This is a genomic window from Allosediminivita pacifica (assembly GCF_003054175.1).
Classification (GTDB): Bacteria; Pseudomonadota; Alphaproteobacteria; order Rhodobacterales; family Rhodobacteraceae; genus Allosediminivita; species Allosediminivita pacifica.
On sequence record NZ_QBKN01000020.1, the window covers coordinates 87,762 to 98,059 of the forward strand.

Genomic DNA, 10,298 nt, shown 5'->3' on the forward strand with positions numbered 1-10,298 from the left:
GTCAAGCATCGGAGCCGCATGAGCCGGCCGATGCCGCACCGCGGCGCATTGTCCGTGACGCCTTGACGCATAATGCATCTTGCATGTGTAGCGCTGTCGCACCGGGGGGACAAACCGCAAGATGAGTCCTACCTGTTGGTTAACCCAACCAGGCGAGCCGCTGACAATGGATACCCTGCTACTTTCCCGCATACAGTTCGGAGCGAACATCTCGTTCCACATCCTGTTCCCGACCATCACCATCGCCCTTGGCTGGGCGCTGCTGTTCTTCAAGTTGCGCTACAACGCCACCGGCGACTTCAAGTGGATGGAGGCCTACCGCTTCTGGGTGAAGGTCTTTGCGCTCAGCTTCGCCATGGGCGTGGTGAGCGGCATCACCATGTCGTTCCAGTTCGGGACCAACTGGCCGGGCTTCATGGAGACCGTGGGCAACATCGCGGGGCCGCTGCTGGCCTACGAGGTGCTGACGGCCTTCTTCCTCGAGGCGGTATTCCTCGGGATCATGCTGTTCGGGTTCTCGCGGGTCCCGGGTTGGCTGCACACCACGGCGACCTTCCTCGTGGCGTTCGGCACGACCATGTCTGCCTTCTGGATCCTTGTTCTGAACAGCTGGATGCAGACGCCGGTGGGCTACGAGATGCGCGAGGGCGTGGCCCATGCCACCGACTGGCTGGCGATCCTGTTCAACCCGTCGATGCCCTACCGGCTGGCGCATATGCTGCTGGCCTCGGGGCTGACGGTGGCCTTTTTGATCGCGGGGATCAGCGCCTTTCGCAAGCTGTCGGGCGATCGCAGCCCGGCGGTGGATGCGACGCTGCGCTTCGGGCTCTGGGCCGGGGCGATCCTGATCCCCGTGCAAATCGTCGCCGGCGACATGCACGGGCTGAACACACTTGAGCATCAGCCCCAGAAGGTCGCCGCGATGGAGGCCAACTGGGAGACGCAGTCGGGCGTGCCGCTGGTGCTTTTCGCCGTGCCCGACCAGGAGGCGCGCGAGAACCGGTTCGAGCTCGCGGTGCCCAACGGGGCCTCGTGGATCCTGACGCACCATGCCGACGGCGTCGTGCCGGGGCTGAACGATTTCGTCACCGAGGAGGGCGAGGTGATGCACCCGCCGGTGGCGCCGGTCTTCTACGCCTTCCGGATCATGGTGGCGACGGGGTTCGCCATGCTCGGCCTGAGCTGGCTGGGCGCCTTCCTGAGCTGGCGGCGCGGCACCGGCAACCTCCCCAAACCCCTGCTGTTCCTGATGGTGCCGATGGCGTTCTCGGGCTGGGTGGCGACGCTGGCGGGCTGGTACACCACCGAGATCGGGCGGCAGCCCTGGCTTGTGACCGGCATCCTGACCCGCGATCAGGCAGTGGCAGACGTGCCCACGCCGATGGTGGCAAGCACGCTGGTTGCCTACCTCGTGGTCTACGCACTGCTGCTCTTCGCCTATGTGGCGGTGCTGTTCTACCTGGCCCGCAAGGCGAGCCACGGGGATGATATCGAGCCTGAGCTGCCCTCGTCCGAGGCGGCCCAGGTCGTGGTCGCGGAGTGAGTGCGATGAGTGAGATATTCCAGTCGCAGGACACGCTCCTGCCCTTCATCTTCGCGGCCCTCATGGGCGTGTCGATCCTGATCTACGTGGTGCTCGACGGGTTCGACCTTGGCATCGGGGTGCTGTTCCCCTTTGCCGACGACGAGGAGCGCGACCGCATGATCGCCTCGATCGGGCCGTTCTGGGACGCCAACGAGACATGGCTGGTGCTGGCCATCGGGCTGTTGCTGGTGGCCTTCCCGGTGGCGCACGGGGTGATCCTGTCGGCGCTCTACCTGCCGGTGGCGATCATGCTGATCGGGCTGATCTTGCGCGGCGTGGCGTTTGAATTCCGGGTCAAGGCACCGGCGCCGTGGAAGCGCAGCTGGAACGGGGCGTTCTTTGCCGGGTCGCTGATGACGGCGCTGTCGCAGGGCTGGATGCTCGGGCTCTACATCATGGGGCTGGGGCATACCCCGTTCACGATGGGGTTTGCCGTGGTGACGGCGGTTTTCCTGACGGTGGCCTACAGCTTTATCGGGGCCTGCTGGGTGATCCTGAAGACCGACGGGGCGTTGCAGGCCAAGGCCGTGGGCTGGGCCAAGGGGGGCATCTGGGGCGTGATCCTCGGGATGGGGGCGGTTTCGGCCGCCTCGCCGCTGGTGAGCACGCGGATCTTCGACAAGTGGTTCACCATGCCCGAGGTTTTCGTGCTGGCGCTGCTTCCCGCCGCCGCCGCGCTGCTGATCGTCGGGCTGTGGCTGTCGTTGCGGCGGCTGCCGCGGTCGGACGACAAGGGCAGCGCCTGGCCCTTCTTCCTTGCGGTGGGGGTCTTCGTGCTGGGTTTCGGGGGCATGGCCTACAGCTTCTACCCCTACGTGGTGCCGGACCGGTTGACGATCTACGAGGCTGCGTCGGCCCCGGAAAGCCTGCTCATCATGCTGGTGGGGGTCTGCGTGGTGCTGCCGCTGATCGCGGGCTACACGGTGCTGTCCTACACGGTCTTCCGAGGCAAGGCGACGGAGCTGAGCTATTACTGAGAGTGCGGGGGGCCGCGGTGGCGGCTCCCGCGCTTTTGCCCTTTCAAATTCGTTTATGTGAATATATATGAGGTCCAACATCTGAACGGACCTTTCCCATGACCCTCTCCCGTTACCTGCCCATCCTGACCTGGGCGCGCACCTACGATCGCGACACGGCCCTGTCGGACGGCGTGGCCGCGGTGATCGTGACGATCATGCTGATCCCGCAGTCGCTGGCCTACGCGCTGCTGGCGGGGCTGCCGCCGGAGATGGGGCTTTACGCCTCGGTGTTGCCGCTGGTGGCCTACGCGGTCTTCGGCACCTCGCGGGCGCTGGCGGTGGGACCGGTGGCGGTGGTCTCGCTCATGACGGCGACGGCCATCGGCAACCTCGGGCTGAGCGATCCCGCGCAGATCGCCGCCGCGGCCGGGGCGCTGGCGCTGATGTCGGGGGCGATGCTGGTGCTGACGGGTGTGCTGCGGCTGGGGTTCCTGGCCAACTTCCTGTCGCACCCGGTGATCGCGGGGTTCATCACCGCCTCGGGCATCCTGATCGCGCTGAGCCAGCTGCGCCATATCCTCGGGGTCGAGGCCGGGGGGCACACGGCGGTGGAGGTCGGTGCGTCGCTGATCCGCCACCTGCCGGAGGTGAACCTGCCGACGCTGGTGCTGGGGAGTGCGACGCTGGGGTTCCTGTTCTGGGTGCGCAAGGGGCTGAAGCCCTTGCTGCTGAAGGCCGGGATGGGCCCGCGCGGGGCGGATATCACCGCCAAGGCGGGGCCGGTTGTGGCGGTGGCGGCAACCACGGCGGTCACCTGGGCGCTGGGACTGGCCGACCGCGGCGTGGCCATCGTCGGCGATGTGCCGAGCGGGCTGCCGCCGCTGACCGTGCCGGGGTTCAGCATGGACCAGGTGAGCCAGCTTGCACTCTCGGCGGCGCTGATCTCGGTCATCGGGTTCGTGGAGTCGGTTTCGGTCGCGCAGACGCTGGCCGCCAAGAAGCGTCAGCGGATCGTGCCGGATCAGGAGCTGATCGGGCTGGGCGCCTCCAACATCGCGGCCAGTGTGTCGGGCGGCTACCCGGTGACGGGCGGCTTTTCGCGGTCGGTCGTGAACTTCGACGCGGGCGCCGAGACGCCGGCGGCGGGCATCTTCACCGCCATTGGCATCGCGCTGGCGGCACTGCTCCTGACGCCGCTGCTGTTCTTCCTGCCCAAGGCGACGCTGGCCGCGACGATCATCGTGGCGGTACTGAGCCTCGTCGACCTGAGCATCCTGCGGAAGGCGTGGACCTTCTCACGCGTGGATTTCGCCGCGGTCACGGCGACCATCGTGCTGACGCTGGTGGTTGGCGTGGAAACCGGCGTGTCGGCGGGCGTGGTGCTGTCGGTGCTGCTGCATCTCTACAAGACCTCGCGCCCGCACGTGGCCGAGGTGGGGCTAGTGCCCGGCACGCAGCACTTCCGCAACATCAATCGCCACAGGGTCGAGACGCGGCCGCACCTCGTGACGCTGCGGGTGGACGAGAGCCTGTACTTCGCCAACGCGCGGTTCCTCGAGGACTGCGTGCTGGACCGGGTCACCGAGGACCGCGCGCTGCGGCACGTGGTGCTGCACTTCGCCGCCGTGAACGAGGTCGACATGAGCGCGCTGGAGACGTTGGAAGAACTGAATCGGCGGCTGGGCGAAATGGACATCACCCTTCACCTGAGCGAGGTGAAGGGCCCGGTGATGGACCGGCTGAAGCGGAGCCATTTCCTCGACGAGCTGACCGGACAGGTGTTCCTCGCCCAGTACGACGCGTGGTGCGCGCTAGAGGGGGAGGCGGTCGGTGCCGGTGAGGATGAAGGCGTCGCGCCCCTCCAGAAGGACCGGGTGTAGCGTCCGGCCGTAGCCCGCGCCGCCGTCGAGGTTCACCCGGTTGCCGAGGTGTTCCGGGCGCTGGCCGGGCGTGTGGCCGTGCACGACCAGCCGCCCGTGATCGCGGGTGTCGCTGAGAAATGGCTCGCGGATCCAGATGAGATCGTTCGGGTCCTGATCCTCGAGCGGAACGCCGGGGCGGATGCCGCCATGCACGAAGACATGGTCTTCGGTCATGTGCATGCGCGGCAGCGCCTCGAGCCAGCCGACATGGGCGTCGGGGATCGTGCCGTCGGCCTCTTCCAGCACGCGCAGGGGATCGCGCCCCTCGGCCTCGACCCCGTAGGAACGCAGCGTGGCCGCGCCGCCGAAGTCCCTTGTCAGCCAGCGGTTGCCGATCCAGTCCTCGGGGGCGTGGTTGGAGGGGCCGGCGAAGAATTCGGTGATGAAGGTGTCGTGGTTGCCGGTCAGGCAGGTCCAGGGCCGGCCCTCGGCCTGGCCTTGCATCAGCCGGTCGATGACCCCGCGGCTGTCGGGGCCGCGGTCGATGTAGTCGCCGACGAAGACCACGGGCACGTCGCCAAGTCCCTGCGTTTCGATCACGCCGAGCGCGCGGTCGAGCTGGTCGCTGAAGCCGTGGATGTCGCCCACGGCGATGATGGGATCGATCATGGGACTCTCCTTTGCGGGCAGGTGGCACGCCGCGGCGCGGGAAGGCAAGCCGCGCCGGTGCTGCCAGGTTCCGGTTTCCCGTATTTTCAGGACGGAGTGAATTGCATGAACGGATTGGCGTTTGCCTTCATGGCCCTGGGCGTGTTCAGCGCGCTTTTGGGCATGGCCCGGGGGATCCAGATGTCGGCCTCGGGCGATCACGGGATGGCCCCGGCGCATGCGCATCCAATCTGCTGGGTTGGGTGAATTACCCGATCTTCGCGGTCTGTTACCTTGTGGTGCCGGGCGCCGAACGGGGCGTTCTGCCGAAGCTGAATTTCGGGGTGGCGGCGGTGGGGCTTGTCCTCATCGTGCCGGGCATCGCGCTTGCGCTGGCGGCGCAGGGCGACACGCTGGCCAAGCTGGGATCGGTGCTGACGATCGCGGCGATGGCGCTGTTCGCGGCGGTGGTGATCCGGCGCTAGGCCGGGAAAGGGGTGTGTCCCGGAAACGTGTTGCTCGGCTTTGAGCCCATTTCACGTTTGATGATCGCACAACGGAAGCCGGGCCAGCGCCGGACCATGGTTTGGCGCTGCCACGGTTGATCGAAGCGCTTTATGCCCGCCAACCCGGATGACCTCTGAACGATGCCCTGCAATTGTCAAAGCGCCAGACCGCGGCGACGGTCCGGCGCTGGCCCGGCGGGGCTGAAGCCCCTTGTTCCGGGCCCTTCAGGGCATGATCCGGAGGGCAGCAATGTCCGTTTGAAACAGGGTTTCGCACACCCCACGAAAAAAGGCGCCGCGCGGGGCGCGACGCCTTTCTGGATAGGTTCGGCGCGGCGGCTCAGGCCACGTCGAATTCAAGCGGCTGGACCTGCCGGAACTTGCCGGTGGCCTTGAGCGCGTCGATGGCGCCCTGCGGGAATTCGCCGTCGACGTAGAGCATGGCGATGGCTTCCGACTGGGCCTTGGAGCGACCCAGCGTGAAGTTCGCGATGTTCACGCCGTGCTCGCCGCAGATGGTGCCCAGCATGCCGATCATGCCCGGTTCGTCCTGGTTGGTCGTGTAGACCATGTGGCGGCCGATCTCTGCATCGATGTTGATGCCCTTGATCTGGATGAAGCGCGGCTTGCCATCCGAGAAGACGGTGCCCGCGATGGAGCGTTCGCGCTTGTCGGTGACCACGGTGACCTTGATGTAGCCCTCGAAGACGCCGGACTGGTTCTGGTTGGTGGTGCTGATCTTCACGCCGCGTTCCCGGGCGATGAGCGGCGCCGAGACCATGTTCACGTCCGGGTTGATCGACTTCATGATGCCGGCGATCAGCGAGCAGTTCAGTGCATCGAGGTTCAGTTCGGCGGCGGAGCCGTCGTAGAGGATGTTGATCGCCTTGATCGGTTCATCCGTCATCTGGCCGATGAAGTTGCCGAGGTGGTCGGAAAGCTTGATCCAGGGGCCCATGACCTTGGCCTCTTCCGCGGTGACGGAGGGCATGTTGAGCGCGTTTTCCACGGCGCCGGTCAGCAGGTAGTTGGACATCTGCTCCGCCACCTGGAGGGCGACGTTTTCCTGTGCCTCGGTCGTGGCAGCGCCGAGGTGCGGCGTGCAGACCACGTTGGGCAGGTTGAAGAGCGGGTTGTCCTTGGCGGGCTCTTCCTTGAAGACGTCGAAGGCTGCGCCGGCGACATGGCCGTCCTTGAGCATCTCGGCCAGCGCTTCCTCGTCGACCAGACCGCCACGGGCGCAGTTGATGATGCGCACGCCCTTCTTGGTCTTGGCGAGGTTCTCGCGGCCCAGGATGTTCTTGGTCTGGTCGGTCAGCGGCACGTGCAGGGTGATGAAGTCGGCGCGGGACAGGAGTTCGTCCAGCTCGACCTTCTCGACGCCCATCTTGTCGGCGCGCTCCTCGCTAAGGAAGGGATCGTAGGCCACGACCTTCATCTTGAGCCCGCGGGCGCGGTCGCAGACGATGCCGCCGATGTTGCCGGCGCCGATGACACCCAGCGTCTTGCCGGTGAGCTCGACGCCCATGAACTTGGACTTCTCCCACTTGCCGGCGTGGGTCGAGGCGGAGGCCTCGGGGATCTGACGGGCGACGGCGAACATCATGGCGATGGCATGCTCGGCCGTGGTGATCATGTTGCCGAAGGGCGTGTTCATGACGATCACGCCCTTCTTGGACGCCGCTTCCTTGTCGACGTTGTCGGTGCCGATGCCGGCGCGGCCGATGACCTTCAGCTTGTCGGCTTTTTCGAGGATGGTCGGCGTGACCTTGGTGGCCGAGCGGATGGCGAGGCCGTCGTACTGACCGATGACCTCGGCCAGCTTGTCCTTGTCCTTGCCGAGGTCGGGCATGAAGTCGACGTCGATGCCGCGGTCGCGGAAGATCTGGACGGCGGTTTCGGAAAGCTTGTCGGAAACGAGAACCTTGGGAGCCATGTCAGGCGTTCCTTGCATGGGAATTCGGGAGGAAGGTGCGTGAGATCACGCACCTTACGGAAACTCGGAGATGTGGAGAGGTAGGGTGCGTGCTCTGCACGCACCGCTTGACGCGCGGACCGCTCAGGCGGCCTTGGCCTGTGCCTCGATCTCTTCCTCGAAGGCCCAGTCGAGCCAGGGGAGCATCGCCTCGATGTCCGCCGTCTCGACCGTGCCGCCGCACCAGATGCGCAGGCCCGCGGGGGCGTCGCGGTAGGCGCCGGCGTCGTGGGCCACGCCCTCGGCCTCGAGCCGTTTCTGCACGGCCTTGGCGAAGGCCGCCGGGTCGGCGATGCGCGGATCGGTGAACTTCAGGCAGACCGAAGTGTTGGAGCGCGTCGCCGGATCGTTGGCGAGGTTGGCGATCCAGTCGCGGCTTTCGCAAAAGTCCCAGATCGCTTTCGCGTTGCGGTCGGCGCGGTCCATCAGGCCCTTGAGGCCGCCCACCGAGCGCGCCCAGTCCAGCGCGACGAGGTAGTCCTCGACCGCGAGCATGGAGGGCGTGTTGATGGTGGCGCCTTCGAAGATGCCCTCGTTGAGCTTGCCGCCCTTGGTCATGCGGAAGATCTTGGGCAGGGGCCAGGCGGGGGTGTAGCTTTCCAGCCGCGCGACGGCGCGGGGCGACAGCACGATCACGCCGTGGGCCGCTTCGCCGCCCAGCACCTTCTGCCAGGAGAAGGTCACGACATCGAGCTTGTCCCAGGGCAGATCCTGCGCGAAGGCCGCCGAGGTGGCGTCGCAGATGGTCAGGCCCGCGCGGTCGGCGGGAATCGCGTCGCCCGACGGCATGCGCACACCCGAGGTGGTGCCGTTCCAGGTGAAGACGACGTCTGTGTCGTAGTCCACGGTCGTCATGTCGACGATCTCGCCGTAGTCGGCCTCGCGCACCTCGGCGTCGATCTTGAGCTGCTTCACCACGTCGGTCACCCAGCCTGCGCCGAAGCTTTCCCAGGCGACCATGGTCGCCTTGCGTTCGCCCAGCATGGACCACATGGCCATCTCGACGGCGCCGGTGTCCGAGGCGGGGACGATGCCGATGCGGTAGTCGTCCGGAATTTGAAGGATCTCGCGGGTCCCGTCGATCGCCGCCTTGAGCTTGTCCTTGCCGACCTTGGCGCGATGCGACCGGCCCAGCGGCGCGTCATCCAGCATGTCGAGGGAAAAGCCCGGGATCTTGGCACAGGGGCCCGAGGAAAAACGCGGATTGCCCGGCCGCGTTGCCGGTTTGGTCATAGCCATGTCGCTAACCTTCCAGATAGTCGCCCCTCGTTGGGGAGGGGTGTCCCACCGCCGGACATACGCCTGCCCTTTAAAACAAGCAAGATCCAAAGTGGTTTGCCTTGAAACTGGCTGCGGGAAGTTCCGGAACGATGAGGGAACATCGCCCTCGGATTGGCACAAATCTGACACAGCGATCTTTCGGACCGGGGCAGGAAATCATGCCGTTTCGCATGGTCTGACGGCAGGTTTCCCGCCGATTGGCACGTGGTGCGACGCCTCCCTGCGCCTTGCCGATTTTAGGGCCCACAGGACCACTGCCGAAGATGGAATTCATCTCGGTGGCACCCCTGCAAAGAGGGCCGCGCGATGAGTTACCACGTCGAAGCGCTCTGCGACCGCCGCAGATTCGGCAGCGCTGCCCGCAAGCAGATCGCCATGTACCTCGCGAACAAGGCGAGCGACGACGGGGCCGGGATCTGGTGTTCGAAGCACACCATAGCGCGGCATACGGAGCTGAGCCTCGCCACCGTAAAACGGACGATCCGTGATTTCCTCGACGAGGGCTTGCTGGTCGAAACCGGCGAACGGCGGCCCTGCGATCACGGCCATACCGTCGTCTATCGCCTCGTCCTCGAAGCGGTGTCCGAACTGGAGTCGCTGCTGCCCCAGAAGGTGTCAAAAGAGACCGGGGTCACGGTGAACCCGGTTCACGATGATACCCCAAGGGGGGGGCACGGTGACCCGTCGACGGGGTTCACCACGACCCCCTAACAATCCTGGGAACAATCCTTTGAAACCTCCTACGCGCGCAGAGGCGCGCGAGGTGGAGGAGGTGGATCTGGATAAGATCTGGGCGGCTTACCCCTCCGACCGTCGCCGGGACCGCACGGGCTGTCGCCGCCACTTCGCAGAGGCGCTAGGCGACGCGTCGGTCGAAGAGCTGGCTGCCGCTGCCACTGCGTACGCCGCCGAATCCGATGGCTACACGCGCTCGAAGGTGTGCCTCCTCGACAACTGGCTGCGGCTCGGAAAATGGCGGCACGTGGATGCGCTGCGGCAGCAGAAGGCCACATCATCGGAGAGTGCCGAGAAGATCCTGAGACAGGTCGCTGGCTGGGTGAAGACCCGCCACGGGATGTGCCGCCACGTGACAAGCGGCCAGGTCACAGCCGCCTTGCAGCGGGGCCTGATCACGCGTGACGAAGCCACGGCAGCCGGTGTTCTGAAATGACCTGGACACGCGACCAACGCTCCCGGAAGCGGACCAACGGCGCCGAAACGACACAAGCGCTGCCGTGTCGCCCCTTCGCCAAACACACCCGCAGCGCCCATCAGACGGCTGGCGGAGGGTGGGTTTGGCAGCCACTGAAAGTGGCTTCGATCCGGAACGGATCGGCGGCGAAGCCGCACGCGGGGTCGAGGGGCGCAGCGCCCTCGCCGACATGTTGCGGCTTTGATGCTGTAACCGCCCCCCGACGGCATCGCTGTGCCAAGGTGGGATCGCAACAATCCTTAATGGGAGGCGGTCATGTCAAAGATTAC

General features: G+C 66.1%; 10 protein-coding genes. 7 read left to right on the forward strand and 3 right to left on the reverse strand.

Features of this window, described 5'->3' with window-relative positions:
• Positions 1-166: 166 nt before the first annotated feature.
• The 3 genes from C8N44_RS15575 (at position 167) to C8N44_RS15585 (ending at position 4,424) form a co-directional block, all read left to right on the forward strand.
• Positions 167-1,543, forward strand: a complete 1,377-nt coding sequence (locus C8N44_RS15575; protein ID WP_107977695.1) for a cytochrome ubiquinol oxidase subunit I — start codon at positions 167-169, stop codon at positions 1,541-1,543.
• 5 nt (positions 1,544-1,548) lie between these two features.
• Positions 1,549-2,562, forward strand: a complete 1,014-nt coding sequence (locus C8N44_RS15580) for a cytochrome d ubiquinol oxidase subunit II (RefSeq protein ID WP_107977696.1) — start codon at positions 1,549-1,551, stop codon at positions 2,560-2,562.
• 98 nt (positions 2,563-2,660) lie between these two features.
• Positions 2,661-4,424 (forward strand): SulP family inorganic anion transporter, encoded by a 1,764-nt coding sequence (locus C8N44_RS15585; protein ID WP_107977697.1) that lies wholly within the window; start codon positions 2,661-2,663, stop codon positions 4,422-4,424.
• Here the strand turns inward: C8N44_RS15585 and C8N44_RS15590 are convergent.
• Positions 4,356-5,075: a metallophosphoesterase family protein gene (locus C8N44_RS15590; RefSeq protein ID WP_107977698.1), complete on the reverse strand. Its 720-nt coding sequence runs from the start codon at positions 5,073-5,075 to the stop codon at positions 4,356-4,358. The genes C8N44_RS15585 and C8N44_RS15590 overlap by 69 nt on opposite strands.
• 105 nt (positions 5,076-5,180) lie before the next feature.
• Here C8N44_RS15590 and C8N44_RS23840 point away from each other — a divergent pair, with 105 nt between their 5' ends.
• A complete protein-coding gene (locus C8N44_RS23840) occupies positions 5,181-5,321 on the forward strand; it encodes a hypothetical protein (protein ID WP_244641026.1) in 141 nt (46 codons plus the stop codon).
• Positions 5,318-5,539, forward strand: a complete 222-nt coding sequence (locus tag C8N44_RS23845) for a hypothetical protein (protein WP_244641027.1) — start codon at positions 5,318-5,320, stop codon at positions 5,537-5,539. The genes C8N44_RS23840 and C8N44_RS23845 overlap by 4 nt, the downstream gene beginning before the upstream one ends.
• A gap of 361 nt (positions 5,540-5,900) precedes the next feature.
• On the opposite strand, the gene serA is transcribed toward C8N44_RS23845, so the two are convergent.
• Positions 5,901-7,496, reverse strand: a complete 1,596-nt coding sequence (serA, locus tag C8N44_RS15600; protein WP_107977699.1) for a phosphoglycerate dehydrogenase — start codon at positions 7,494-7,496, stop codon at positions 5,901-5,903.
• Between the two features lie 123 nt (positions 7,497-7,619).
• Positions 7,620-8,774: a phosphoserine transaminase gene (locus tag C8N44_RS15605; RefSeq protein WP_107977700.1), complete on the reverse strand. Its 1,155-nt coding sequence runs from the start codon at positions 8,772-8,774 to the stop codon at positions 7,620-7,622.
• 348 nt (positions 8,775-9,122) lie between these two features.
• Between C8N44_RS15605 and C8N44_RS23850 the strand changes: the two genes are divergently transcribed.
• Together C8N44_RS23850 and C8N44_RS23855 are read left to right on the forward strand one after the other, a co-directional pair.
• A complete protein-coding gene (locus tag C8N44_RS23850) occupies positions 9,123-9,527 on the forward strand; it encodes a hypothetical protein (RefSeq protein WP_244641028.1) in 405 nt (134 codons plus the stop codon).
• A 61-nt stretch (positions 9,528-9,588) separates the two neighbouring features.
• Positions 9,589-9,987, forward strand: coding sequence for a hypothetical protein (locus C8N44_RS23855; RefSeq protein WP_244641029.1), 399 nt, complete (start codon positions 9,589-9,591; stop codon positions 9,985-9,987).
• Positions 9,988-10,298 lie beyond the last annotated feature (311 nt).

Coding starts and splice junctions, on each gene's coding strand:
- C8N44_RS15575 (WP_107977695.1), top strand. CDS start 167: ATGGATACCCTGCTACTTTCCCGCATACAGTTCGGAGCGAACATCTCG.
- C8N44_RS15580 (WP_107977696.1), top strand. CDS start 1,549: ATGAGTGAGATATTCCAGTCGCAGGACACGCTCCTGCCCTTCATCTTC.
- C8N44_RS15585 (WP_107977697.1), top strand. CDS start 2,661: ATGACCCTCTCCCGTTACCTGCCCATCCTGACCTGGGCGCGCACCTAC.
- C8N44_RS15590 (WP_107977698.1), bottom strand. CDS start 5,075: ATGATCGATCCCATCATCGCCGTGGGCGACATCCACGGCTTCAGCGAC.
- C8N44_RS23840 (WP_244641026.1), top strand. CDS start 5,181: ATGAACGGATTGGCGTTTGCCTTCATGGCCCTGGGCGTGTTCAGCGCG.
- serA (WP_107977699.1), bottom strand. CDS start 7,496: ATGGCTCCCAAGGTTCTCGTTTCCGACAAGCTTTCCGAAACCGCCGTC.
- C8N44_RS15605 (WP_107977700.1), bottom strand. CDS start 8,774: ATGGCTATGACCAAACCGGCAACGCGGCCGGGCAATCCGCGTTTTTCC.
- C8N44_RS23850 (WP_244641028.1), top strand. CDS start 9,123: ATGAGTTACCACGTCGAAGCGCTCTGCGACCGCCGCAGATTCGGCAGC.